Raw genomic sequence first — 24,389 nt, 5'->3', positions numbered from 1 at the left:
CCGGAATCCGGTCGAGATGAAGGGCGCGTGCGCGCGGGAGGGAGCCGGAGCCTAGGGTCGTTCGACCTTCGGTGTTCGCAGAAACCCCTCCCGACCCGGTCGGGAGGGGTTCTTCGTTTCGGGGACCTCGCTTCGGCCGGGCGGGAGGCTGAAGAAGAAGGAGATCCGCGGTGAGCGGATACGAAGTCCTCGACAGCCCGGGCGCGCCGATCAAGGCGTGGACCCGCGGCGTGCCGCTGGAAGGGGCGGCCCTGCAGCAGCTGCGCAACGTCGCCAGCCTGCCGTTCATCCACTCCCACGTCGCGGTGATGCCGGACGTGCACTGGGGCATGGGCGCGACCGTCGGCTCGGTGATCCCGACCGTGGGCGCGATCATTCCGGCGGCGGTGGGCGTCGACATCGGCTGCGGCATGATGGCGGTGCGCACCTCGATCCGGGCCGAGCACCTGCCCGACAACCTGGCCGGCGTCCGCTCGCGGATCGAAGCCGCCGTCCCGCACGGGCGCACCGACAACGGCGGGCGCAACGACAAGGGCGCCTGGCTCGACGACCCGCCGGCTTCCGCTCAGGCCAAGTGGGCGGAGCTCGAGGCCGGCTACAAGGCCGTGATCGAGAAGCACCCGAAGGCGGCCCACCCGCGAGGCGCGGGCCACCTCGGCACGCTGGGCACCGGCAACCACTTCGTCGAGCTGTGCCTCGACGAGGCCGGGGCGGTGTGGGTGATGCTGCACTCCGGCTCGCGCGGGGTCGGCAACAAGTTCGGCAGCTACTTCATCGAGCGGGCCAAGCACGAGATGCGGCGCTGGTTCGTGAACCTGCCGGACGCCGACCTGGCCTACTTCCCGGAAGGGACGGAGGGCTTCGTCGACTACATCCGCGCGGTGTCGTGGGCGCAGAAATACGCCTTCGCCAACCGCGAGGTGATGATGGAGAGCGTGCTGGGCGTCCTGCGTGAGGAGTGGCCGGACCTGTTCACCACCGAGACGGCGGTGAACTGCCACCACAACTACGTCACGCGCGAGAAGCACTTCGGCAAGGACGTGTTCGTCACCCGCAAGGGGGCGGTGCGCGCCGGCGAAGGCGAACTGGGGATCATCCCGGGCTCGATGGGGGCGCGCTCCTTCATCGTGCGCGGCAAGGGCGACCGGGACTCCTTCTGCACCTGCAGCCACGGGGCCGGCCGGGCCATGAGCCGGGCCGAAGCCAAGCGGCGCTTCACGGTGGAGGACCACGTCCGCGCCACCGAGGGCGTCGAGTGCCGCAAGGACGCCGAGGTGATCGACGAAACGCCGATGGCCTACAAGGACATCGACGCCGTCATGGCCGCCCAGGCCGACCTGGTGGAGGTGGTGCACACCCTGCGCCAGGTGGTCTGCGTGAAGGGCTGACGCTGCGGCCGCCGCGCTCTCACGGGCGCGGCGGCCGAGAGCGGAGCAATCTGCGCCGGAGTAGCGTTCATACGATGAAGGAGATCAGACGATGATCCGCTCCCGTCCGACGATTGCCCTGCTGGCCCTGTTGTCGCTCGCCGCCTGCGGGCGCGGGGAGAAGCGCGAGGAGTCGCCCTCCCCCGCCTCCACCCCGACCGGAACGACGCCGCCCGCGCCGGCGGCGGTCCAGCCGGCGGCGCCCGCGACCGCCACGCCGGTCACCGCCGCGCCCGCCGCCCCCGGCGGCGCGAACTGCCGCTCGGGCGAGCTGACCCTGAAGCGGATCGCCACCGACGCCGGCGCCGGCAACCGGGTCGCCACCTTCGCGCTCACCAGCGTCGCGCCCAAGCCCTGCACCCTGGCCGGCTATCCGACCTTGACCCTGTTCGACGCCAGCGGGCGCACCCTGCCCATCCGCGTGGTGCAGACCGAGCAGAACTATTTCGAAAGCGGCGGCCCCGCCGCGCCGGTCACCGTCGCGCCGAACGGCCGGGCGGTGTTCTACCTGGCCTGGAACGTCGTGCCCTCGACCGAGGCGCCGTGCATGACCGCCACCCGCGCGCAAGTCACCCCGCCCGGCGGCGACCAGGCCCTGGAAGTCGAAGAACGCATCGAGGCCTGCGGCGGCCAGGTCCGCGTTTCGCCCGTGCGGGCCGAGCTGGCGGCGGTGAAACAGGCGGTCAGGCCGCCGGCCTGACCGGGTTACTTGCGGTTCTTGGCCAGGGCCGCGCTTTCCTTCTTGAGCGGCTTGGACACCGGGCAGACTTCCTGGACGAAGTCGTTGAGCGTGTTGACCAGGTTCTCCTGGACCAGCCGGTAATAGACGTACTGGCCGCGCTTATCGCTCTCCACCAGGCCGGCCGCCTCCAGCACGCTCAGGTGCTGGGACACCGCCGGCTTGGAGATCTCGAACCGCGCCGCGATCTCGCCGGCGGTCAGCTCGGTGTGCGCCAGATAGGCCAGGATCTTGCGCCGGACGACCGAGGACAGGGCTTCGAAGATACGCTGCACGGGGATCTCCCAAGGCCGACAACGGATTCGGCCCGTCACTATTTAAGGAATTTCCTAAGGGCTTGCCACTCTCGATATTTAAGCAATAAGCTAATTGCGTAATCACTCGGCGGCGGGGCGGCCGCGGGAGGCAAGCGCATGGACGTCACGGTCCGCCACGTTGAGGATCCCCACGCCGTCAATTCCCTGCGGCTCGGCCCGGACGCGTGTCCGGTCGAGGGCGAGGTGCGCTGGGATCCGGAGCACTCGCTCTGGAACGGGGCGATGCTGCTGGGCGCGCTGCTCCTCGGCCCCGTCTTCTTTACCTGGAGCGCCTTCGCGGTCTTCCTGGTGCTGACCGGGGGCCTGCTGCTGCTCGGCCACTCGGTCGGCTTCCACCGCCGGATGATCCACCGCAGCTTCCAGTGCCCGAAGTGGTTGGAGCACCTGCTGGTCTGGTGCGGCACGGCGGTCGGCATGAGCGGGCCGCTGTGGATGGTGCGGGTGCACGACACCCGCGACTGGGCCCAGCGGCGTCCCGACTGTCACCCGGCCCTGGCCCATCGCAGCGGGATGCTGCGCGACTGGTGGTGGAGCACGCACTGCCGGCTGCTGCTGGCCCGCCCGCCGGTGTTCGACCCCGGCCCCGAGCTGGCCGGCGACGTCTGCTACCGCTTCCTGGAGCGCAGCTGGATGCTGCAGCAGGCCCCCATCGCGGTCGTCCTCTATCTGCTGGGCGGCTGGCCGTGGGTGGTGTGGGGCGTGTGCGCCCGCGTGGCCGCCTCTGTGAACGGCCACTGGCTGGTCGGCTGGTTCGCCCATCGCCGGGGCCCGCAGACCTGGATCGTCGACGGCGCCGGCGTGCAGGCCCATGACGTGCCCTGGGCGGCGATCCCGACCATGGGCGAGGCCTGGCACAACAACCACCACGCCTACCCCGGCTCGGCCCGCATCGGCCTGTATCCCGGCCAAGCCGACTGGGGCTTTCGCTTCATCCAGCTCTTGGAGCGCGTGGGCCTGGCCTGGGACGTGCGCACCCCGGAGACCATGCCGGAGCGGGCGAGCCTGCGCGCGGCTGTCCGCCAAGGAGCGACGCAATGAGCCATACGGCCTATCTCACGACCCGACCCCGGGCGTTCCTCGGGCTGCTCGCTGGTGCGGCGGCAGGCGGCGCCGTTTGGGCAGCTCTCAACGTCCTAATGCTGTTGATCTTTAGCTGGAGCTCCAATGGCCCGTCCGATCTCGTCAGAATGGGCGCAGGCACTTGGGGCCTGTTTTCGGCGATTTACCTGATGGGACTGACGATATTTGGCGCGCCGATTTGGCTTCTCATGCATGTCGCGAACCGGCGCGGCCCATCCGACGCAATCATCGCCGGCGTCGGCGTCAGCTGCGCCGCCATCATGGTGCTCACCATTGTGATAGCACCGACGGGATACCTGATGTGGCCCATACTCCTGCCGGCAGTCAGTGTGGTCGGCGCTCCAGTCGGCTGGGTGATCTGGCGGGTCGCTTACCGGCGCGCTGACCACCACGGCCAAGGAGTCAGCGCATGACGACCTACGTCACCAATCCAACACGGGCGGGCCTTGGTCTCACCAGCGGAGCAGTGATCGGCGCCGCCTCTTGGGCATTGGCCTTCGTCATGTCGACTGGCGATGACGTGGCCGTGGCGGCGCCTATCGTCCTGCTCGTCGGACCCGCAGCCCTGATCGTATACGTTCTGGGACTGGGCCTTCTTGGCGGACCGGTCTGGTTGATCCTTCACGAGCTCGGGCGGCGGGACCCATTGAGCGCCGTCGTGCTCGGGGGCGTGCTCAACGCGCTCCCGATTGGTCTGCCCAGTCTGATAAACGGAACGACCGATCCCGATACCTACGGCGTCGTCGCTTTAGCCGCGGCGATCGGCGCCCTCGTCGGACTCGTGATCTGGCGGGTCGCCTACCGGCGCGGGACTTAAGCCGCCTCGCCCTTGTTCAGCACGTCGCCGACGGTGGGGCGGTCGGGCTCGACCTTCATCTCCAGGTCGCGCGGCTTCACCTCTTCGCCGCAGCAGGCGCAGGCCAGGGTCGGCTTCAGCTCGTGGCCGCAGGTCTTGTGCACGAAGCTGACGCCCGCGCCCTCGTCGCCGTAGAGGTGTGACGCGCCCCAGTCGTGCAGGGTCAGCAGCACCTTGTAGAGGTCCTTGCCCTTGGCGGTCAGGACGTACTCGTGGCGCAGCGGCCGCTCGGAATAGACCCGGGGCTCGAGCACGCCGTGCTGGACCAGGCTCTTCAGACGCGAGGCCAGCACGTTGCGCGCGACGCCCAGCCGCTCCTGCCACTGTTCGAACCGGCGGACGCCCCGGAAGGCGTCGCGGATCACCAGCAGGGTCCACGGGTCGCCGATCACCTCGAGGGTGGCGGCGATGCTGCAGCTTTGACGCGAATAATCGGCGGTGCGGCCCATGCCCGAAAGATGCCCTTGCGTCAGCCCGAAAACAAGGGGCGTTGCTTTTGACGACGGACCGCCCGCTGCGATCAGGCCGCCGGCGCCTTCGGCAGTTTGCGCACCGAAGTGATCCGCTCGACCATCTGGTAGACCTTGATGTCGGCGACTTCGCCGCTCAGCGCCAGGCAATGGCCGCGATAGGCGCGGTCGCTGCAGAACTCCCAGGTTTCACCGGCCGGGACCCGCACCGAGCGCGTCCGGTTGTTGAATTCCAGGGCGCCGAGATTGGGCGTGTCGGCGGTCAGCTTCAGCTGGCGCCCGCTCCACTCCTTGCCGCTGTAGATGATCAGCGCCGTCGCCGCCGCGCTCGGCGCAGGCGTGGCGGAGGGGGTCGACGTCGTGGCCTCGGTCGGCGCGGCCGCCGGCGGCGTCGTGGTTTCGGTCGCGGGGTCGGTCGCCGGCGTCGACGTGGCGACGGGCGTGGTGTTCTTCTTGACGAACGGCCGCTTCACCGTGGTGGCCACCTTGGTCCAGGCGCCGGAGACCATTTTCGGCACGTTCGGGAACGAGGCCGCCTGGGCGGCGGGGGCGGACAGGCCGAGAGCGGCCGCGGCCACGAAACAGAGAACGGAACGCATCGACGATCTCCTTTTCACGCGTGAGAGGAGCCGGCCCCCCGACGGGGCGAGCTTTGCCGTACGCCGCCATCAACCTTGGCCATTGGGCTTTTGATCCCGGCCGCGGAAAACTTTTTTGTCAGTTGCGTTTGAGGACGCACGTGACTAAGTTGCCAATCGCAACGGAGGTGAGCCGATGTATGAAGCGCTCGACACGGCCGAGTTCGATGCGGCGATCCGCCTGCGCACCGACCAACTGGGCGGGGGCCTGGTCGCGCTCCCGCCCCTTCGTCTTTCCAACGCCCGCATGGAGGCCTCGCCCGAGCGCGGCGGCCCTAACGGCGGCTATCTGGCGGCCCTGGCGATCCGCGCCGCCGAGCAGGCGCTGACGCCGGGCGCGCCGGTGCGCACCGTGTCGGTCCAGTACCTGGCCAAGCCCGACTTCGCGCCCCTGACCCTCGAAGCCTCGCGCCTGCGCGGCGCGCGCACCACGACCTTCGCCCAGGTCGCGGCGCATCAGGACGGCGAGACGCGCTTCACCGCCGGCGTCACCTTCGGTCAGGACGCGGCCAGCCCGGCGCACCGGCCCGCCAGCCGCCCAGCGGGGATCGCCCAGCCGGAGGGTCTGGCCCCGCTGGACCTGCCGCCCGCGATCGTGCCGCACTTCACCCAGCTGGCCGACTACCGCCCGGCCGGCGCCGGCTTTCCCTTCGCCAACGGCGAGGAGGCGGTGATCCGCATCTGGATGCGGCTGAACGACGGCCTGCCGCTGGACGCGGCGCGCCTGGCCTTCCTGTTCGACGCCGTGTTCCCATCCTTCTACGCCGTGACCGATCGTCCCTGGCCGGCGGCCACCGTCGACCTTAGATACGACTTCGCGCGCCCCCTCACGCCCGACGTCGCGCCCGACGGCTGGGCCTTGTTCGAGTTCACGACCCGCGACTGGGCGAACGGCTGGGCGGTGGAGGACGGAACGGCCTGGAACCGCGCGGGCGAACTGCTCGGCGTGGCCCGTCAGCTGAGAAAGGTGCTTGCGCGAGGCGCCTCGGCGGCGGTTTAACTCGCCCCAACAACACACTCATCGAGGATTCCCATGCCCGCCAACGGCTCCGATCCCGTCGTCATCGCCTCCTACGCCCGCACGCCGATGGGCGGCTTCCAGGGCGCGCTCTCGGGCGTGAAGTCCACCCAGCTCGGCGCCGTCGCCGTGAAGGCCGCGCTCGAGCGCGCGGGCCTGCCCGCCGACAAGGTCGAGCAGATCTTCATGGGCTGCGTGCTCCCGGCCGGCCTCGGCCAGGCCCCCGCCCGTCAGGCGGCGCTGGGCGCGGGCCTGTCGCTGAACACCGAGGCGACCACCGTCAACAAGATGTGCGGCTCGGGCATGCAGGCGGCGATCATGGCGCACGACGCGCTGGCCGCCGGCAGCGCCGACGTGATCGTGGCGGGCGGCATGGAGTCCATGACCAACGCCCCCTACGTCATGAACAAGCACCGCGGCGGGGCCCGTATCGGCCACGACGTCATCTCGGACTCCATGTACCTGGACGGCCTGGAAGACGCCTACACGCCGGGCAAGCTGATGGGCGCCTTCGCCGAGGACACCGCCCGCGAGTACCAGTTCACCCGCGAGGACATGGACGCCTACGCCATCGAGAGCCTGACGCGCGCCAAGGCGGCGGTCGAGAGCGGCGCCTTCGAGCGTGAGATCGTGCCCGTCGAAGTCACGACGCGTAAGGGCGTCGAGGTGGTCTCGAAGGACGAGCAGCCGCTGAAGGCCGACCCGGCCAAGATCCCGACCCTGAAGCCGGCCTTCGCCAAGGACGGCGGCATCACCGCCGCCAACGCCTCGTCGATCTCCGACGGCGCCGCCGCCCTGGTGATGACCCGCCAGTCGGTGGCCGAGAAGCTGGGCCTGCCGATCGTGGCCAAGGTGGTGGCCCACGCCGCCCACGCCCACGAGCCGGGCAAGTTCACCACCGCCCCGGTGCCGGCGATGGAGAAGGCGCTCAAGAAGGCCGGCTGGACCGTCGACGACGTCGACCTGTTCGAGGTCAACGAAGCCTTCGCCGTGGTGCCGATGGTGGCCATGCGCGAGATGAACATCCCGCACGACAAGCTGAACATCCACGGCGGCGCCTGCGCGCTGGGCCACCCGATCGGCGCCTCCGGCGCCCGCGTGATCGCTACCCTGATCTCGGCGCTGGAGAAGACCGGCGGCAAGAAGGGCCTGGCCTCGCTGTGCATCGGCGGCGGCGAAGCCACCGCCATGGCGATCGAGCTGGTCTGAGGCAGCGGACGAAACTGACCGGAAGGGCGGAGGCGCGAGCCTCCGCCCTTTTCGTTTGCGCGGCCCCGTTTTGGGAGCGTCCTCGGCTCAGGGCTAGGCTGCGCCCGTCGAGGGAGTACCGCCATGCTTGATCGCCGCACCGTGCTGGGCCTGGGCGCCGCCCTGGCCCCCGTTCTGGCCGCCGCTCCCGCCGGCGCCCGCGCGCAGGGGCCGCTCTACGCCGACGACCCGACCGAGATCGTGCGGCTGTGGCCGGGCGCCGCGCCCGGCGGCGAGCACGCGACCGCGACGCTGGAGATCGTCGAGCGCAGCCCCGACCCGGCCCAGTATCGCGACCGCTTCGCCACCGGGATCGCCGAGCCCCTGATGACCGTGTTCCGGCCCGCCCGTCCCTCGGGCGCGGCGGTGCTGATCATTCCCGGGGGCGGCTACAAGCGCGTGGTGATCGACAAGGAAGGCTTCGAGGCCGCCCGCCGGCTGAACGCTGCGGGCGTCACCGCCTTCGTGCTGCGCTACCGCCTGCCGGCCGACGGCTGGGCGGCGGGACCGGACGCGCCGCTGCAGGACGCCCAGCGGGCGCTCAGGATCATCCGCGCCGACGCGGCGCGCTACGGCCTCGATCCGGCCCGCGTGGCGGTTCTGGGCTTCTCCGCCGGCGGCCATCTGGCCGCCTCGCTGGCCGCCCGGCATGCACAGCCGGTCTACGCGGCGGTCGACGCCCGCGACGGCGTCAGCGCCCGGCCGGACCTGGCGGGGCTGATGTATCCGGTGATCACCATGGCAGCCCCGCACGCCCATCCGGGCTCGCGCGAGTACCTGCTGGGGGCCACGCCGAGCGAGGAGCGGATCGGCGCCTGGTCGCGCGAGCGCAGCGTCGGGGCCGACACGCCGCCGACCTTCCTGGTGCACGCCGCCGACGACAGCGCCGTGCCGGTCGAAAACAGCCTGATGATGTTCGCCGCCCTGCGCGCGGCGAAGATCCCGTCCGAGCTGCACGTGTTCGAGGAGGGCGAGCACGGCTTCGGCCTGCGCCTGATCCAGGGCAAGCCCGCGGCCATTTGGCCCGACCTGTTCCTGGCCTGGGGCGCGCGGCACGGGGTGTTCAAGGCCGCCTGACCGACTACCTTGCAGACCATGGCTTCGTACGAGATCGAATTCGACGACCACGAGGTGCGGCTGCTGCGCAAGGAACTGCTGCGCCGGCCCGAGGTCACGCGCCTGGCCTGGGGCGAGGTCGATCAGGTCGAGGCCCGGCGCGCTACGGCGGCCGGCCCGGCCGAACTGATCTTCTATCGCGCTGACGGCCCGGTCCTGACCGTGGCCGCCGGCCAGCGCGGCTTCGACGCCCTGCGCGCGGCCCTGCCCGCGCTTCTGTCGCGCGCCGACGAGGCCTGGTGGCCGGCGCTGAACGCCGCGCCCCTGCAGGAGCGGCGCTACCTGGTCTGGGACCGGCCCTAGGCGTCCGCCGCCGGGGGCGGCTCTTCGGCTTCGACGGCGTCCTCGGCGGGCCCCGCCAGCAGCCAGGCCGCCTCGCGGTCGCGCGCTTCCGGCTCCATCAGACGCGCCAGCGTCTCGACGCCCAGGGTGAGGAGGATCATGGCGAGACTCCCAAACTGATGCGATTGAGAATGACTCGCACTCATATCGGAAGGCAATACGGAATTGTCCGCAGGAGCGCCGAGGCCGACGGGCGTCAGCCCGCGGCTTGAGCCGCTGCCGGAACCGGCTCCGAGATCGCCTCCGGAGCCCCCTCGGGGGCCTCCTCAGGGCCCGCTTCCGCCGCCGGCTGCACCGGCGCTTCGTCCTGGGGCAGCGGGATAAACTCCTTGTCGTCCTCCGGCGGCAGGGCGAAACGGCCTTCCTTCCAGTCGGCCTTGGCCTGCTCCATCCGCTCCTTGGAGGAGGAGACGAAGTTCCACCAGATCAGCCGCTCGCCCACCGGCTCGCCGCCCAGCAGCATGACCGTGGCCGGAGTCAGGGCGGTGACCACCGCGTCGGCGTTCTTCTCGAACACGATCATCTGGCCGGCGTCGAAGCGGCGCCCGTCGATCTCGACCGCGCCCTTCACGACGTAGGCGGCGCGTTCCGAATGGCCCTTGGGCGGCGCCGACTTCACACCGGCGGCCATCTCCCAGTGCACGTAGAACAGCGGCGAGTGGGTCTTCACCTTCGACTTGGCGCCGTAGGCCTCGCCGGCGATCAGCCGCGCGTAGAGACCGTCTCCGTGGTACTCCATCAGGTCCGCGCCGGTGTAGTGGTCGAAGGCCGGATCGTCCTCTTCGTTCTCGGTCGGCAGGGCGACCCAGGCCTGCATGCCGTGCAGGCGGGCGCCGATCTCGCGGCGGTACGGGTCTGTGCGCTCGGAGTGGCTGATGCCCTTGCCGGCGGTCATCCAGTTGACCTCGCCGGGCTGGATGCTCAGGCGCGAGCCCAGGCTGTCGCGGTGCACCAGCTCGCCCTCGAACAGGTAGGTCACCGTCGACAAGCCGATGTGCGGGTGCGGCCGCACGTCGACGCCGTGGCCCGGCTCGAAGTCGGCGGGACCCATGTGGTCCAGAAAGATGAACGGCCCGACCATGCGCCGCTCGGCGAACGGCAGCACCCGCCCGACCTCGAAGCCGCCCAGGTCCTTCTTCCGCGCATCGACAACAAGTTCGATCATCGCCCTACCCCTGACTTCCCCCGAAAGGCGAGGGTTGCCGAACAGCGTTGTCTTGTCGAGCGTGGCCGCAGCGGAAAGCCCGCGCCTGTGGCGCCGGCGCCGAAACCGCGCTTACTCGGGGTGCTCGACGTGCGGGCTGATCAGGCCCAGCGGCACGGCGGTGGTGTTCTTCACCCCGCGCACCACGATATGGCTCTCCACGTCCGAGACCAGGCCCAGCGACAGCAGGCGCTCGCGCAGGAATTCGTCGAAGGTGTGGATGTCCTTGGTGATCACCCGCAGGACATAGTCCTCGCGCCCGGTGATGGTGGCGCACTGCACCACCTCCGGCCAGCGGGCCACGGCGTCCTCGAAGGCGTCGAGGTTTTCCTTGGTCGGCAGGGTGAGCTTGACGATGGCGTAGACCTCGAAGCCCAGGCCCAGCTTTTCGGAGTCGAGCAGGGTCACGCGCTTCTTGATGATCCCGGCGTCCTCCAGCCGCTTGATCCGCCGCCAGCACGGCGAGGGCGACAGGCCCACCTGCTCGGCGATCTCGGCCACGGACAGGCTCGCGTCGTGCTGGACCAGGTCCAGGATTCGGGCGTCTACGGGGTCGAGGGCCTCGGCCAAGGCGTGCTCCTGAATCGGGCGGGAACGAAATGGATTGCCGCCCTTAGACACGAAAGCGCCGATTCTTGGCAATAGTTTCGCTAAACGCCATTCACAAGCGCGGCCGTTTCATCCACCGGCCGGCGACAGTTTCAGGATCTTTCCGTCGGTTTCGTCGGTGACCAGCCAGACGGCGCCGTCCGCCCCCTGGCGCACGTCGCGCACCCGCTCGCCGATCGGCAGCCGCTCCTCGGCCGCGACCCGGTCGTCGGGCCCCAGCACCAGGCGCACCACCCCCTTCTGGACCAGGCCGCCGATCAGGATCGAGCCCTTCCAGGCCGGGAAGGCGTCGCCCGTGTAGAAGGTCATGCCCGACGGCGCGATCACCGGATCCCAGTAGTAGACCGGCTGCTCCATGCCGGCCTTGGCGGTGACGCCCTCGCCGATCGGCGCGCCGGAATAGTCGATGCCGTAGGTGATCACCGGCCAGCCGTAGTTCTTGCCGGCTTCCGGCCGGTTCAGCTCGTCGCCGCCCTTGGGGCCGTGCTCGACGGTCCACAGCCGCCCCTTGGGGTCCAGCGCCGCGGCCTGCACGTTGCGGTGGCCATAGGACCAGATCTCCGGCCGATCGCCGGCCTGGCCCACGAACGGGTTGTCCTTGGGGATGGAGCCGTCCGGATTGATCCGCACCACCTTGCCGAAGTCGGTCGACAGGTCCTGCGCCTTCACCCGCGAGGCCGGCAGCGACCGCTCGCCCAGAGTGACGAACAGGGTCCCGTCCGGGGCGAACACCAGGCGCGAACCGAAGTGCTTGGTGCTGTCGAAGGTCGGCTGCTGGCGGAAGATCACCTGCACGTTCTCGACCCGCGGCTCCGGGCCGTCCGCGACCAGCCGCCCGCGCGCCACCGCCGTGCCGTTGCCGCCGGGGCGCGGCTCGGCATAGCTCCAGTAGATCAGGCCGTCGGTGGCGAAGCCGGGGCTCAGCTCCACGTCCAGCAGGCCGCCCTGGTCGCGCGCGTCGACCTTCGGCAGGCCCGGGACCGGCGCGGACACCTCGCCCGCCTGGGAGACGACGCGCAGCCGTCCCGGCCGCTCGGTGACCAGCAGACGCCCGTCGGGCAGGAAGGCCAGCGCCCAGGGATGCGACAGCCCGCTCGCGATGGTGCGGATCGCGAAGCGCTCGCTCGAGGCCGGCTGCGGCGCGCGCGTCTGGTTCGGGAAGGCGGGCGTCTGGCCCTTCCCGTTCGGCTCGCGTGTCTCGGCGGGCGGACGGGCGCCGGCCGGCGGCCCGGCTTGCTGGCGGCCGCTCGCGTCCTTGCAGGCCGCCAGCAGGGCCAGCACCGCGACGGTCATTAGAAACGGTCGAGCCGACCTGCGCCCACGCATGCTCATCGACGGCCTCCGTCAGGTTTCCGCCCTGACGATCCGGAAATCACGGCTCGCCGACAAGTTCCTTCAGCGCGGCTTGCGGCTCCGCCCCGCCGACATGGATCAGCCACCAGACCGCATAGAACAACAGCGGCCAGCGCGCCTCGACGTGGTCCGGCCGGGCGAACACGGCGCGCACCGCCTCGACGTCGCACGCCTCGGCCACGCCCTGCACGGCCGCGATCTTCGGCCCCAGGTCGGCCGCGCGCGGGGCGATCCAGGCGCCGACCGGCACGGTGAAGCCCATCTTGCGCGCGAACGGGTCGGCGGCCGGGCAGTGCCGCTCCAGCCACTTGCGCAGCAGCCATTTGCCGAGGCGCCCCTGCACCTTCAGCCGGTCGGGCAGGTGGAAGGCGAAGGCGGCGACCCTGTTGTCGAGGAAGGGCGTGCGGCCCTCCAGGCCGTGGGCCATCAGGCAGCGGTCCAGCTTGAGCAGCAGGTCGGCGTGCAGCCAGGTCTTGATGTCGGCGATCTGGGCCGCCTGCAGGGGCGTCGAGCCGAACGACTTGGACCAGTCCAGCGCGATCTCGCGCCAGCGTTCCAGCGCCCCTTCCCCGCCGTCGCGCAGGAAGGGCGCGTCGACCTGCGGCTCGGCCGGGCGGCCGCCCAGCCATCGCGCCCGCAGCGAGCGGCGGTAGCGCCCGTAGCCGGCGAACAGCTCGTCGCCGCCCTCGCCGGTCAGGACCACGGTCAGCGTGCCTTTGGCCGCCTCCGCCAGCTTGTAGGTCGGCAGGCTGGCGTAGTCGGTCGTCGGCTCGTCCAGCGCCCAAGCGACCTTGGGCAGCAGCCGCCAGAAGTCCTCCTCGCCGAAGCTGGTCTCGCGCCAGTCCAGGTTCAGGGCGCGGGCCACCGCTTCCGCCCGCGCACGCTCGTCGCGCGCGCCCTCCGCCTCGAAGCCGCAGGTGAAGGCGGTGACCGGCCGTTCGTTCAGCCGGCTCATCACCGTGGCGATCACCGCCGAGTCGATACCGCCCGATAGGAAAAGGCCGTAGGGCACGTCGGCGCGCTGGTGGACACGCACGCTGTCCTCCAGCACGGCGTCCAGCTGCTCCAGCGCGTCGTCCAGGCTATTGAACTTGATCGGCTCGGCCGCCAGCCAGACCTGGTCGACGTCGCCCGGTTCGGCCCAGTCGCGGCCCGGGCGGATCTCCAGCGAGCGGCCCGGCGACATGCGGCTGACGCCCTTGAAGATGGTGTCTTCGCCCAGCGTGTAGTTGAGCGCCAGCAGCTCCTCGACCCGGTCCTGGACGAGCGTGCGCCCGGTCCTGGGCAGCAGGGCGCGCGGCTCGGACGCGAAGCGCAAAGTCGGGCCGTCCCAGGTGTAGTAGAGCGGCTTGATGCCGAAGCCGTCGCGCACCAGCCAGCTGACCCCGTCGGCGCCGACCAGGCACAGGGCGAACATGCCGCGCAGCCGCTCGAAGGCGCTGGAGCCCTCGCGCGAATAGATGTGCAGCAGGGGCTCGAAGTCCGAGCCGGTCTGCAGGGCCGCGTCGAGATCGTACTCCGCCGTCAGCTCGACGTAGTTGTAGATCTCGCCGTTGCCGATCAGGGTCGAGCCGGCCAGGTGCAACGGCTGCCAGCCGCCCTCCAGGTCGATGATCGACAGCCGCGCGTGGCCCAGCGACCAGCCGGGGCCGTCCTCGACGCGCACGCCGTCCGGGCCGCGATGGGCGATGCTCTCGATCAACGGCCGCGCGGCGCCCGGTTCGGCGCCTCGCCCCAGCACTCCGGCTATGCCGCACATCGGGCGCCTCCGACGGCTTGGAAAAGGGCTCGCCACTGTTCGACGATCGCGTCCTCGGAGAACTCCGAGGCCACGCGCCGGGCTCCCGCCGCGGCCAGTTCGGCGCGTCCGGCCGGATCAGCCAGCAAGGCGCAGACCGCCTCCGCCAGGGCGTCGGGAGCGTCCACCGGCACCAGTCGCCCGTCCACCCCGTCACGGATCAGGCCGGCCGGCCCGCGCGAGGCGGCGGCGACCAGCGGCAGGCCGTGCACCCAGGCCTGAATCACCACGTTGCCCAGCGGCTCGTAGCGCGAGGGGAAGACACACACGTCCGCCGCCCGGTACAGCGCGCCCGCATCGCGCCGCCAGCCCAGGAAACGCACACGTTCGGCCACGCCCAGGTCCCGCGCCAGCCGCTTCAGCTCGTCCTCCAGCGGCCCCACCCCGGCGATCCACAGCCAGGCGTCGGGGATGCGCCGCAGGGCCCGCAGGCTGACGTCGTGCGCCTTGGCCGGGTGCAGCCGGCCCATGCCGAGCAGCAGCGGCACGGCTTCCGGCGTGTCCTCGGCCGCGCGCGAGGCCGGCGGGCAGCTGTCGGCGCTGGCGAAGTTCGGAATGTAGGTCACCCGCTCGGCCGGCCAGCCCTCCGACACGATCCAGTCGCGGATGTCGGCGGTGTTCCCGACCAGCATGTCGAAGCCGCGGTAGTACTTGAGATCGTAGTAGCCGCCCAGCCGGCCGATCCGCTTCCACGGCCCGCGCGGCGAGTGGCGGGCGGCGCGGTTCATCCAGGCCAGCAGCACCTGCGCCTCCTGCTCGCGCGCCCAGCGCCCCAGCGCCGGCCGGGTGCCCAGATCCAGGGGGTTGCCGTAGTCGAACACCCGGAAGGGCACGCCCGCGCTCGTCAGCGCGTGCTCGCGCCCGAGGTTGGCCCGGATCGCCGCCGAAGTGGGGTCGCCGGCGCGCGCCAAGGCCAACACCAGGCTCTGGAAATAGGTCTCCGCCCCCCCTTCGGCGGTGGTGCCCAGCAGGTGCATGACGCGGGGAGGCTCGAGCATGCGGCGCACACCCTAACACGTGCGGCGCCGCGTCAAACTTTGGCGGCTTGAACGGCAGGAAGGTTCCCTATATAGGGCGTCGCTCCCCCCTCAGGGGGACCCGTGGCTGGGTAGCTCAGATGGTTAGAGCGGTGGATTCATAACCCACAGGTCGGCGGTTCGATCCCGCCCCCAGCTACCACCTTCTCCTTACAGTTCAGCTTGTTCGAGCGCCGCCGCGCGTGCGGTCCCGCCGCTGCGGAGCGCCGCCCGGGCCGCCCGGCGTCGCCGAAAAAACTGCGCCGCTCTGCTTCCACGTTGCGGAGGCGGCGCCGGCGTCCGCGCGGGCTGAGCGATGCCCGCTTGCACCCGCAGGCGACCTTTAGCGGGATGCCGCCGGCGCGGCGCCGCGAGCCGTTTGCAAGCTCGGGCGCAAGACATAGGCGACCTGCAGGTCCACCATCACGTGCAGAACAATGCCGGGGACCAGATCCCCGCTCAGCAGGAACACGAGGCCGAAGGCGAAGCCCGCGACGGCGGTGCTCAAGACACCTCGCGCACCTTGATAGGCATGGTTCAGTCCGAACACCGCGGACGAGACGATGAGGGCGCCGGCCAAAGGCACGTCCGGTGCGCTCCCGTGCAAGAACCGGATCAGAAAGCCCCGAAACAGAACCTCTTCGCAAAATCCCGCGGTCAGGCTCAGCAGTGCGAAGACCACGCATTCGAGCGCGTCGTTCGGCAGCAGCCCCGGAAAAGCCGCGCCATGGCGGCGAATCGCCGCCGCATACGCCTGTCGCCATCGCGCGCCGCGGAGGCTTTGCAGAAGGGGCAGCAGGCCGATGACGAAGTAGGCGGCGACGACTGCACCGAGCGCTACCCCGGCGATCCTGTGATCGGAGAGCCAGGCTGTCGGCCCAGCAGGACTCTCGCGCAGAGCGGTCCACCCGTAGACGCCGAGGGCCGCCGCCGTCAGCGCCCAGAGCAAGAGCATCGAGCCGGCATAGACGCAGAGCTTGCGCCCGGTGGTCAGATCGGACCGGAAGAACCGACGCTCAAAAGGGCTCGTCACGAGCCCGGCTACGGCGATCGCCCCGGCGAGGAGAGCGACGGCTGGATCCAAATGCACGGAAGGTTCGCTCCGAAGTGAATGTGAATTTGCTTTCGCATTTATCGCGGATAAGAGCAAGGGCTCTGGCGGGGATCGCCACACTGAGACGCGATCGGACGGATGCCTTCAGACCCAAGAGCGCCGCAGCAGGCGCGCAGCCGAGAAACCCTGGCGCGACTGCTGGCGGCGAGCATCGCCCTGCTGGAAGAAAAGGGCCTCGCCGGCGTGACCGTGCCCGAAGTCGCCGCGAGGGCTGGCGTTGCGACCGGCAGCGTGTACCGCCGCTTCACCGACAAGGACGCCCTCGTCAGGGCGGCGTTCCTGCAGCTTCTGGAGAGCGCTCAGGAGGCCAATCAAGCGGCGCTTCCGCCGGAGCGGCTCTCGGGGCTGACCCTCGGCGCGGCCCTCCAGGCCATCACCCGCGCTTTGGTCGCCCAGTATCGCGGGCGTACCAATCTCCTGCGGGCGCTGGACCGATACCTCGACCAGCAGACGGACCCGGAGTTCCGCCGGCGCGCTGTCGACCTGACCGAGGCCAACCTTCGCCTGGTCGTCCGGGCTCTGCTACCCTTCCGGCGAGAGATCACCGCCGCCGATCCTGACCGGGCGATCACCTTCGCGCTGCTGAGCGCGACGACGATCATCGAGGCGCACAAGCTGCACAAACCGCTGCTGTGGGACCGCATGCTGCCGCTGGACGACGAAGCGCTCGCCTCGGAGGCGGCGCAGGCGATGGCGGCCTATCTCACCCGACCGTCCGCGGCTTGAAGCAGCCGATCAGCGAATCTGCCCACCGAAAGTTCGCCCCCAATCTGCCGTCCGCCGCAAAGCCACACGATGAGCCCCCTCACGCGCGTGTCAGCCGCGTCATCAGCACCTCGCGCCGCAGGTTGAAGCCCAGGCTCTCGTAAAGCGCGATCGCGCCGCGATTGCTGGCGTAGGCGTGCAGGAACGGCGTCTCGCCGCGCGCGAGGATCCGGCCCGCGACCAGCCGCATCAGCGCGCCGGCGTAGCCGCGGCCGCGATGGTCGGGGTGGGTGCAGACTCCGCTCACCTCGGTGAAGCGGCCATCGCAGCCAGCCGCCCGCCCACCTTCGCGCCGAAGAAGTCGCCCAGCTGGTGGGTCCGCTCGAAGAACGGGCCGGGCCGGGCTGTGTGAGCGTCGCCAGGGCCATCATCTCCGCCGCGTCGGCTGGCCGGCCGAGGCATGGATCGCCCTTTGTATGACTACGGCTGTAGCGCCCCCTGCCACCACTTTCCTCTTACAGTTCAGCGTGTTGGAACGGCTCGATCCGCACGGCTCGCGCGCGCCGGTCCGTCTCCGCGGTCACGCTGCGCCGCCGCAAAAGCAGCGCCGCTCTGATTCCGCGTTGCGGAGGTCGCGGCGCGTGCCGGCGCGGCGCAGACGCTTAGGGCGCCAGGATGCCCGGAGCGGCGGCCAGGAACGCCTCGCGCGCGATCTCGTCGGCCGAACGGTCCGACGCCCCCTCCAGCTGGATCAGGTAGGCGAAGGTCAGGACGCGCCCGTCCTTCTCGGCCCAGCCGACATACCAGCCGTATTCATGCGCCGCGTCGTAGGCGCCGGTCGGCGTGCGCGGCGCGCCGCTGCCGGTCTTGCCGTGTATGGTCCAGCCGCCGGGGGTCTCAGGTCGGGTCGGCAGCAACGCCAGGGTGCGCTCGACCGCCGACGGCGCGACCGGCAGTTCCCGGCGCAGCATGCGTCCCACGAAGTCGACCTGTTCCAGCGGCGAGATCTTCAGCGACGAACTGAGCCAGGCCTTCGTCAGCCCGCCGGAGACGTCCCCGTCGCCGTAGCGGAAGGCCCGCACATAGGCTTCGAAGCGCGCCTGGCCCAGCCGGCCGGTCAGCTGCTGGGAATACCAGACCACCGACCTGTCCATCCACGACGTCGGGTCGGTCGTCTGCCTCCACTCCGGACGCCAGTCGACATAGCCCTCCTTGAACGGCAGGGCCGGTGCGTGCGCGTCGGTCAGCTCCCCGGCGTCGTACCCCATCAGCGCCAGGGCGATCTTGAACGTGGAAGCGGGCGTGATCCGCGTCGCGCAATCTCCCTCCGCCCGCAGCACTCGCCCGGAGGCCGCGTCGGACACGGCGGCGCAAACCGGCCGCGCCTGGGCGGCGGCGGCGAAGAGGGTGAAGGCCAGAGCCAAGCCTAAGGTCAGGACGGGGCGCATGGGGGACAGGCTAGAGCGTATGGGCCCCCGTTTCCAGCGCCCCTACAGGCCCCGCTCCATCCACCGGGGGTCCGGCACCGCCGTTCAGCTTGTTGGAACGGCGCGATCCGCGCGTTCGCGCGCGCGCCTGCTCGACGCCGCCGTCGCCCTGCGCCGCTACGGGACGGCGCCGCTTGGATTCCGCGTTGCGGAGTTCGGCGTCGAAGGGCCGAACGTCCGCTTTCGAGCCAAACGATGGGGACGCCCCCCGGGCCCGCGCGGCTGACTCCAGCTCACCTGGAGCGAGTTCGCGGGGCATGTCGGTCAGAACTACTCCCCCTGCACGGCCGGGCCGCGGCCTCCGCCGGCTAACGCTCTGAGACGGGCCTGAGCCGCCGCAGCGGGATGTCGCCCGGGCGAGCGCGGTCTCACGTCAGCGATCTCCAGCGGCGCTCTCGCCTGCGCCAGTCGGAATTGGGCGACGAGACGGGCGAGAGCGCCGGCCTCGGACTTCAGGTTGGCGGCGGCCGCCGTAGCCTCTTCGACCATTGCCGCGTTCTGCTGGGTGACGCGGTCCATCTGATTGACCGCCGTGTTTACTTGCCCCAGCCCCGTCGCTTGCTCCTGGGTTGCAACCGCGATCTCAGACATGAGGCCGTCGATTCTGGACACCTTGGCGGCGATCGCGGTCAGCGCCTCGCCAGTCTGGCCCACGAACCGAACTCCTTGTTCCACTTGCGCCGTCGAAGAAGAGATCAGGGCCTTGATCTCCTTCGCGGCTTCCGCCGAACGCTGGGCAAGGGCCCTGACTTCCTGAGCGACGACGGCAAAGCCTTTCCCGGCGTCCCCCGCCCGAGCCGCTTCGACGCCGGCGTTGAGAGCGAGCAAGCTCGTTTGGAACGCGATTTCGTCGATCACCCCGATGATCTGCGTGATCTGACCGGAACTGTGCTCGATCGCGCCCATCGCCGACACAGCCTGCTGGACGACTTCGCCGGAGAGCTCCGCTTCGGATCGCGCCCCGGTCGCCATCGCGGCAGCTTCCTGCGCACGATCAGCGCTGCGTTTGACCGTGGCCGTTATCTCGTCCAGCGCCGCGGCCGTTTCCTCCAGGCTCGCCGCCTGCTGCTCTGTGCGTTTCGAAAGATCGTGGGACGTCTGGGCGATCTCGTCCGCGCCTCCCGCCAGGCCGCCGCTCTTGGTCGCGATCGCCTGCATGGCGTCTCGAAGCGCCCGAACCGCCTGGTTGAAGTCTTCCTTGATCTGGAGGTAAGGGCCGCTGAGGTCGGCGTGAATGTCGGCCGTCAGGTCTCCGTTCGAAAGCCGCCTCAACGCTTCCGCGAGCGCCGCCACCACGCCGCCCTGTTCTTCAGCGACCATCCGCCGTTCGGCGTCCGTCCGCGCGCGCTCGCGCTCGATGTCGGTGACGTCGGTGGCGAACTTGATGATCTTGTATGGCTTCCCTGCCGGGTCCAGCACCGGATTGTACGAGGCCTGAATCCAACGCTCCTGTCCGTCCTTTCCCACCCGACGGAACTTGCGCGTGATGAACTCTCCCCGGTTCAGATCCTCCCAAAACTCGCGATACGCCGAGCTTGCGGCGTCTCCCTCCGGCATGAACATGCTGTGATGCCGGCCATCGACCTCCGACAATGAGTAACCCATCGTCGCGAGGAAGTTTTCGTTGGCGCGTATGATGGTTCCGTCGAGCTGGAACTCGATGACCGCTTGCGATCGGTCTATCGCTGCAACCTGGGCCTCAAGCTCGAGAACACGCAGCGCATCGACCTCTCGGAAGCGGCGGCTTGATTTGCCAAACATGATCCCTGGTCTCGACTTTCGGGGTGGATGTGCTGTTGCGCCGCCAGAGGCCCGGGGGCCGCGCGGTCAGTTCGCGGTCGCGATAAAGCCGTTCAGCGTGCCGGCGAAGGCGACCCAGGCGGCATAAGGGATGAAAAGCCAAGCGGCGGTCCTGTCCTGTCGCCATGCCGCCGCGATGTACGCAACGATGGCTCCCAGCAGCGCCAGGATCACCGCGAAGGCGAGCCACGGCCTCTGCGCCCCGAAGAAGGCCGGCGACCACAGCCAGTTCAGGCCCATCTGAACGCCCCACCACGCCATCGCGGCGCTCTTCGGCGCGACCCGCCAGGTCCGCCAACCGGCGATGCCGATCAGGATGTAGAGAAACGTCCAGACCGGCCCGAACACCCAGGACGGCGGGTTGAACGCCGGCTTGACCAGATCCGCATACCACTCCCCCGGACGTGCCACCCAGCCGATCGCCAGGCTGACGCCGACGCAAGCTGCGACGAATGCCGCGGCTGAGTAGAAGTCTGAGCGCCGTCGCCGTGCCAAGTCGCTCATTTTCGCTCCCCCGCGTCGAGCACGGTCGTCGATCGACGCGGCGGGGCAGGCCGCTCGTAAGTCCTGAGCCCCTTCAGCCACAGCCTCAAGGCGCCCCAGCCGATCGCGGCGACCACCTTCAATGACAGCAGGGGAAAAGCGAAAAAGGCGCGGAGCAGAGCCCGGTCGGTCAAGTCGCGACGATGTCCCGAGAACGCCGTGGCGATGATCGGCCCCTGGGCGTCCGCTCCGTCCACGCGCACCGAAACCGCATCGGCGGGGAGCTTCACGACAAAACTGTACGTCATCGACATGTCCATGAAGGGGGAGACGTAGAACCGCTTCTCGCAGCGCTGGCGCACGACCCCGGCGTGGGGCTCAGCGACCGGGATCACGTAACTGTGCCGCTCGCCGAAGGTGTTGTTCACCTGATAGATCAGGCCGACCGCGCGGCCTTGCCTGTCATGGCAAAAGTACACGCTGAGCGGGTTGAATGCGTGGCCGAGAATTCGGGGGATGCAGAGCAGCCGCACTGGCCCCGAGGCGTCGACTCCGACTTCGGCGAGTTGGGCGCGAGCCCATCGGCCGAGGTCGCCTCCTCCGTCCCCGTGGTCGGCCGCATGGAAGCTGAACAGGTTGAAGCGATCCCGCGCGAACAGGACGAGGCTGCGATCGAGCGCGTCCAACTCGTCCAGGTCGAACAGGACCTGAAAAAGCGAGTGGCGCAGGCGGTGCGGGCGCGGCCGCAATCGATGATGGAAGACCGATCCTGCGTACAGGGCCGATGCGCGCATGGTCATGCGACCATCGCCATTCCGAGCCCCGGCGCCGGCGGCGGCGGCGGGCGGAGAATGCGCTCCCATGACTCCGCGGTCGACCAGGGGCGTCGGACCCCGCCCAACTGCTCGGCCACGGCCAGGCCGGCTTGCAGTCCGTCCTCGTGGAAACCCGAACCGAAGTAGGCGCCGCAGAACCAGGTCCTGGCCAACCCCTGCAACGACCACAGCTCTCTTTGCGCGCGCACCGCCGCGGCGTCGAACAGCGGGTGCTCGTATTCCTGGCTGTGGATGACCCCCGCCGGCTCGATCGCCCCGGGGTTCAGGGTGACGAACAGCGGGGTCCTGTCCGGCAAGCCCTGTAGGCGGTTCATCCAGTAGGTGACACAGAGGTCCGTGTCGCCGTGGCCCGGTCTGCGGCCCACGTAATTCCAGCTGGACCAGCAGGCTCGGCGCCGGGGCATCAGGCGCGTGTCCGTGTGCAGGACGGCTCTGTTGCGCGTGTAGCGGAACGCGCCCAGGAGCGCGCGCTCCTCGTTCGTGGGCTGATCGAGAAGCGCCAGGGCCTCGTCCGCATGCGTGGCCAGCACCACATGATCGAAGCGCCTCGTTTCACCTGAAGCTTCGTGAACGTCGACACCGTGAGCGTCGCGCCGCACACGGAGGACGCCCCGGCCCGAGCGCACCTCCCCGGAGACGGCCGCAGCCAGCTTCTGCACATAGGTTCGACTGCCGCCTTCGACGGTCCGCCACTGCGGCCGTGCCGCGAGGTTGAGTTCGAGCAGGCCGTGGTTCTGGCAGAAGCGGATGAACGTCGCTGCGGGGAACTCCCGGATGTTCCTGGCCGAGGTCGACCAGATCGCTGCAGCCTGCGGCAAGAGGTGATCGTCCTGAAACGCCCTGCCGTAGCCTTGCTGACGGAGGTAGTCGCCCAAGGACGTAAGCCCCTGGTCCAGGGCGCAAGCATGTCCCGGAGCTTCGCGATAGAAGCGCGACAGGTCGTTCAGCATGCCCCAGAAGCGCGGGCGGAACAGATTGCGCCTTTGGGCGAACAGACCCTGTGATCCGTACTCTAGCCGCCCGCCCTCCAGCGAGACGCCGAAGGACATGTCGGAGGGACGGCTGGCGACCCCGAGGTGTTCGAACAGCCGGACCAGGTTCGGATAGTTCGCCTCGTTGTAAACGATGAAGCCCATGTCCACCGCGACCGGCTCGCCGGCCGCGGTCGCCTCGACGGTGTGGCTGTGCCCGCCGAGCCTGGCCTCGCGCTCGTAGAGAGTGACGCGATGTCGCCGGCTGAGGAGCCAGGCCGCGGACAGGCCCGACACCCCGGAGCCGACGACGGCGATATCGAGGGGGCCGGCGGAGGGCGACAGATCAGACAAGGCGGCCTCGTAAAGCAATTGTGGTTCTTTACGCGCCGCGCGCGTGGCCGGATCATTTCGAACGGCGCAATTTGACGGTGAGGACATGATCCGCGGCCGACGCGCGCTCGTAGAAGGGGTATGGATGCAAGCGCACAGCTCCGTCCGGCTTTCGTTTCAACGTCCTTCCGTAGGGCTCACGGCGGGGGCGCGGTGAGCCGGATGAGTCAGTTGGCCAGGTCGGAGGCCGCGGACCTGATCGTGCGCATCGCACGAAGTCAGGACCGCGCGGCGTTCGTCGCGCTGTTCGAGCATTTCGCGCCGCGCGTGAAGAGCTACATGCTTCGTTGCGGGGCGGCGCAGGAGGCGGCGGAGGAGCTCGCGCAGGAGGCGCTGCTCGCAGTTTGGCGCAAGGCTGACCAGTACGATCCTGAGCGCTCCGGCGCCTCGACCTGGATCTTCACCATCGCCCGGAACCTGCGGATCGACGCCTTGCGCCGGGAGCGGCGGCCGGTGATCGTGGAAGACCCATCGGACGCGAACGAGGCCGAACCTGCGCCGGACGTGCTCCTGGCCAGCGCCCAGCGCGACGAACGGCTGCGCGAAGCCGTCACCGAACTGCCGCGCGACCAGGCAGAGGTGGTGCGCCTCGCCTTCTTCGACGACCGCACGCACGTCGAGATCGCCGGCCAGCTCGAGGTGCCGCTCGGAACCGTGAAGTCGCGCATGCGGCTGGCGCTCGGGCGACTGCGTCGGCTCCTGGAGGACCAGGCATGACAATTCATCACCATCCGTCGGACGCCCTGCTGGTCGACTACGCCTCCGGCGCAATGCGCCCGGCCCAGGCCCTGGTGCTGGCCGCGCACGTACACGCCTGCCCCCGGTGCCGTTCGCACGTTCGCGCGGCCGAGGCGGCCGGCGGCGCCTTGCTTGAAGAGCTCGCCGCGGCGCCGATGACGCCCGAAGCGCTCGCGCTGGCGATGGCGCGGCTGGACCGTCCCGAACCGGCCTCGCCGACGGCGGCGCGCCCGACCGGGGTGGCAGCGCCGGAGGACTGGATCGCCGTTCCTGACGAAGTCGCAGCCGCCGTTCGCCGCCGCCGCTGGGTCGCACCGGGCGTGTGGGTGGCGCAGGTGTTTAAGAGCCGCCCGGACGAGCCGTTGTCGTATCTGCTGCGCGTGGGCGGCGGCATGCGCATGCCCCAGCACACGCACCAGGGGACAGAGCTGACGCTGGTGCTGAAGGGCGCTTTCGTGGACGAGAGCACCCGATACGAGGCCGGCGATCTGGCGGAGGTGGACGGCGAGGTCGAGCACAGCCCCCATATCACGGCGGAAGGGGAGTGCGTCTGCCTGGTCGCCAGCGACCGGCCGCTGGTGGTGCGCGGAGTGATCGCGCGCGCCGTGCAGAAGCTGGCCGGCATCTGAGC

At 70.0% G+C, this 24,389-nt stretch carries 27 protein-coding genes, 1 tRNA gene and 1 pseudogene; 13 read left to right on the top strand and 16 right to left on the bottom strand.

The annotated features are described in order from the left end of the window. Positions 1-170: 170 nt before the first annotated feature. Complete coding sequence (locus tag H8B08_RS12800; RefSeq protein WP_187450588.1) at positions 171-1,388, top strand: RtcB family protein; 1,218 nt, start codon at positions 171-173, stop codon at positions 1,386-1,388. 91 nt (positions 1,389-1,479) lie between these two features. After that, positions 1,480-2,127: a DUF4232 domain-containing protein gene (locus H8B08_RS12795; protein WP_187450587.1), complete on the top strand. Its 648-nt coding sequence runs from the start codon at positions 1,480-1,482 to the stop codon at positions 2,125-2,127. Between the two features lie 5 nt (positions 2,128-2,132). On the opposite strand, the gene H8B08_RS12790 is transcribed toward H8B08_RS12795, so the two are convergent. Then, a complete protein-coding gene (locus H8B08_RS12790; protein WP_187450586.1) occupies positions 2,133-2,441 on the bottom strand; it encodes a metalloregulator ArsR/SmtB family transcription factor in 309 nt (102 codons plus the stop codon). Positions 2,442-2,579: 138 nt separating this feature from the next. On the opposite strand from H8B08_RS12790, the gene H8B08_RS12785 reads away from it, so the two are divergent. The 3 genes from H8B08_RS12785 to H8B08_RS12775 are packed head-to-tail and all read left to right on the top strand — an operon-like array spanning position 2,580 to position 4,380. After that, complete coding sequence (locus H8B08_RS12785; RefSeq protein ID WP_187450585.1) at positions 2,580-3,521, top strand: acyl-CoA desaturase; 942 nt, start codon at positions 2,580-2,582, stop codon at positions 3,519-3,521. After that, a complete protein-coding gene (locus H8B08_RS12780; protein ID WP_187450584.1) occupies positions 3,518-3,976 on the top strand; it encodes a hypothetical protein in 459 nt (152 codons plus the stop codon). Before H8B08_RS12785 ends, H8B08_RS12780 begins: the two co-directional genes overlap by 4 nt. Then, positions 3,973-4,380 carry a hypothetical protein gene (locus tag H8B08_RS12775; RefSeq protein ID WP_187450583.1) on the top strand — a complete coding sequence of 136 codons (408 nt, stop codon included), beginning with the start codon at positions 3,973-3,975 and terminating at the stop codon, positions 4,378-4,380. Before H8B08_RS12780 ends, H8B08_RS12775 begins: the two co-directional genes overlap by 4 nt. On the opposite strand, the gene H8B08_RS12770 is transcribed toward H8B08_RS12775, so the two are convergent. Continuing rightward, positions 4,377-4,868, bottom strand: coding sequence for a helix-turn-helix domain-containing protein (locus tag H8B08_RS12770; RefSeq protein WP_187450582.1), 492 nt, complete (start codon positions 4,866-4,868; stop codon positions 4,377-4,379). The genes H8B08_RS12775 and H8B08_RS12770 overlap by 4 nt on opposite strands. Positions 4,869-4,939: 71 nt before the next feature. Continuing rightward, positions 4,940-5,488, bottom strand: a complete 549-nt coding sequence (locus H8B08_RS12765) for a beta/gamma crystallin-related protein (RefSeq protein WP_187450581.1) — start codon at positions 5,486-5,488, stop codon at positions 4,940-4,942. A 175-nt stretch (positions 5,489-5,663) separates the two neighbouring features. On the opposite strand from H8B08_RS12765, the gene H8B08_RS12760 reads away from it, so the two are divergent. From H8B08_RS12760 to H8B08_RS12745, 4 genes are all read left to right on the top strand, one after another. Beyond that, the gene (locus H8B08_RS12760; RefSeq protein ID WP_187450580.1) at positions 5,664-6,527 is read left to right on the top strand and encodes an acyl-CoA thioesterase II; all 864 of its coding nucleotides are present in this window, start codon (positions 5,664-5,666) and stop codon (positions 6,525-6,527) included. Positions 6,528-6,560: 33 nt separating this feature from the next. Then, positions 6,561-7,754 carry an acetyl-CoA C-acyltransferase gene (locus H8B08_RS12755; RefSeq protein ID WP_187450579.1) on the top strand — a complete coding sequence of 398 codons (1,194 nt, stop codon included), beginning with the start codon at positions 6,561-6,563 and terminating at the stop codon, positions 7,752-7,754. Between the two features lie 123 nt (positions 7,755-7,877). Further along, positions 7,878-8,870: an alpha/beta hydrolase gene (locus H8B08_RS12750; protein WP_187450578.1), complete on the top strand. Its 993-nt coding sequence runs from the start codon at positions 7,878-7,880 to the stop codon at positions 8,868-8,870. Between the two features lie 9 nt (positions 8,871-8,879). After that, on the top strand, positions 8,880-9,212 hold the full coding sequence (locus tag H8B08_RS12745) for a hypothetical protein (RefSeq protein ID WP_187450577.1): 333 nt from the start codon (positions 8,880-8,882) through the stop codon (positions 9,210-9,212). On the opposite strand, the gene H8B08_RS12740 is transcribed toward H8B08_RS12745, so the two are convergent. From H8B08_RS12740 to H8B08_RS12715, 6 genes are all read right to left on the bottom strand, one after another. After that, complete coding sequence (locus H8B08_RS12740; RefSeq protein ID WP_187450576.1) at positions 9,209-9,352, bottom strand: hypothetical protein; 144 nt, start codon at positions 9,350-9,352, stop codon at positions 9,209-9,211. The two genes, H8B08_RS12745 and H8B08_RS12740, sit on opposite strands and share 4 nt — an antisense overlap. Before the next feature lie 95 nt (positions 9,353-9,447). After that, positions 9,448-10,416 carry a pirin family protein gene (locus H8B08_RS12735; protein WP_187450575.1) on the bottom strand — a complete coding sequence of 323 codons (969 nt, stop codon included), beginning with the start codon at positions 10,414-10,416 and terminating at the stop codon, positions 9,448-9,450. A gap of 111 nt (positions 10,417-10,527) precedes the next feature. Then, complete coding sequence (locus tag H8B08_RS12730) at positions 10,528-11,025, bottom strand: Lrp/AsnC family transcriptional regulator (protein ID WP_187450574.1); 498 nt, start codon at positions 11,023-11,025, stop codon at positions 10,528-10,530. A 108-nt stretch (positions 11,026-11,133) separates the two neighbouring features. After that, positions 11,134-12,357, bottom strand: coding sequence for a PQQ-dependent sugar dehydrogenase (locus H8B08_RS12725; RefSeq protein WP_255500813.1), 1,224 nt, complete (start codon positions 12,355-12,357; stop codon positions 11,134-11,136). Positions 12,358-12,436: 79 nt separating this feature from the next. After that, positions 12,437-14,176 (bottom strand): asparagine synthase (glutamine-hydrolyzing), encoded by a 1,740-nt coding sequence (gene asnB, locus H8B08_RS12720; RefSeq protein WP_187450572.1) that lies wholly within the window; start codon positions 14,174-14,176, stop codon positions 12,437-12,439. Next, on the bottom strand, positions 14,164-15,213 hold the full coding sequence (locus H8B08_RS12715) for a glycosyltransferase (RefSeq protein WP_187450571.1): 1,050 nt from the start codon (positions 15,211-15,213) through the stop codon (positions 14,164-14,166). Before H8B08_RS12715 ends, asnB begins: the two co-directional genes overlap by 13 nt. A gap of 104 nt (positions 15,214-15,317) precedes the next feature. Between H8B08_RS12715 and H8B08_RS12710 the strand changes: the two genes are divergently transcribed. Further along, positions 15,318-15,394 (top strand) — tRNA-Met (locus H8B08_RS12710). Positions 15,395-15,574: 180 nt separating this feature from the next. Here the strand turns inward: H8B08_RS12710 and H8B08_RS12705 are convergent. Beyond that, a complete protein-coding gene (locus H8B08_RS12705; RefSeq protein ID WP_187450570.1) occupies positions 15,575-16,321 on the bottom strand; it encodes a CPBP family intramembrane glutamic endopeptidase in 747 nt (248 codons plus the stop codon). A 102-nt stretch (positions 16,322-16,423) separates the two neighbouring features. On the opposite strand from H8B08_RS12705, the gene H8B08_RS12700 reads away from it, so the two are divergent. Then, complete coding sequence (locus H8B08_RS12700) at positions 16,424-17,071, top strand: TetR/AcrR family transcriptional regulator (protein ID WP_187450569.1); 648 nt, start codon at positions 16,424-16,426, stop codon at positions 17,069-17,071. 79 nt (positions 17,072-17,150) lie between these two features. Here the strand turns inward: H8B08_RS12700 and H8B08_RS12695 are convergent. The 6 genes and pseudogenes from H8B08_RS12695 to H8B08_RS12670 all read right to left on the bottom strand — a co-directional run. Beyond that, positions 17,151-17,496 (bottom strand): annotated as a pseudogene (locus H8B08_RS12695) (GNAT family N-acetyltransferase); the annotation flags it as partial. 216 nt (positions 17,497-17,712) lie between these two features. Continuing rightward, entirely contained in the window at positions 17,713-18,498 is a 786-nt protein-coding gene (gene blaOXA / locus H8B08_RS12690) for a class D beta-lactamase (protein WP_187450568.1), read from the bottom strand. Between the two features lie 309 nt (positions 18,499-18,807). After that, positions 18,808-20,298 carry a PAS domain-containing methyl-accepting chemotaxis protein gene (locus H8B08_RS12685; RefSeq protein ID WP_187450567.1) on the bottom strand — a complete coding sequence of 497 codons (1,491 nt, stop codon included), beginning with the start codon at positions 20,296-20,298 and terminating at the stop codon, positions 18,808-18,810. Between the two features lie 66 nt (positions 20,299-20,364). Beyond that, positions 20,365-20,841, bottom strand: coding sequence for a TspO/MBR family protein (locus tag H8B08_RS12680; RefSeq protein ID WP_187450566.1), 477 nt, complete (start codon positions 20,839-20,841; stop codon positions 20,365-20,367). Further along, entirely contained in the window at positions 20,838-21,620 is a 783-nt protein-coding gene (locus tag H8B08_RS12675; RefSeq protein WP_255500812.1) for a DUF1365 domain-containing protein, read from the bottom strand. Before H8B08_RS12675 ends, H8B08_RS12680 begins: the two co-directional genes overlap by 4 nt. After that, complete coding sequence (locus H8B08_RS12670) at positions 21,617-22,999, bottom strand: NAD(P)/FAD-dependent oxidoreductase (RefSeq protein ID WP_255500811.1); 1,383 nt, start codon at positions 22,997-22,999, stop codon at positions 21,617-21,619. The genes H8B08_RS12675 and H8B08_RS12670 overlap by 4 nt, the downstream gene beginning before the upstream one ends. A 183-nt stretch (positions 23,000-23,182) precedes the next feature. On the opposite strand from H8B08_RS12670, the gene H8B08_RS12665 reads away from it, so the two are divergent. Both H8B08_RS12665 and H8B08_RS12660 read left to right on the top strand, forming a co-directional pair. After that, positions 23,183-23,737 (top strand): sigma-70 family RNA polymerase sigma factor, encoded by a 555-nt coding sequence (locus tag H8B08_RS12665; protein WP_187450564.1) that lies wholly within the window; start codon positions 23,183-23,185, stop codon positions 23,735-23,737. Continuing rightward, positions 23,734-24,387 carry a ChrR family anti-sigma-E factor gene (locus H8B08_RS12660; RefSeq protein ID WP_187450563.1) on the top strand — a complete coding sequence of 218 codons (654 nt, stop codon included), beginning with the start codon at positions 23,734-23,736 and terminating at the stop codon, positions 24,385-24,387. The genes H8B08_RS12665 and H8B08_RS12660 overlap by 4 nt, the downstream gene beginning before the upstream one ends. Positions 24,388-24,389 lie beyond the last annotated feature (2 nt).

It is taken from the genome of Caulobacter sp. 17J80-11 (genome assembly GCF_014349105.1).
Lineage (GTDB): Bacteria > Pseudomonadota > Alphaproteobacteria > Caulobacterales > Caulobacteraceae > 17J80-11.
The sequence above is the reverse complement of the archived record's forward strand: the minus strand, read 5'-3'. Positions and strand labels throughout refer to the sequence as shown.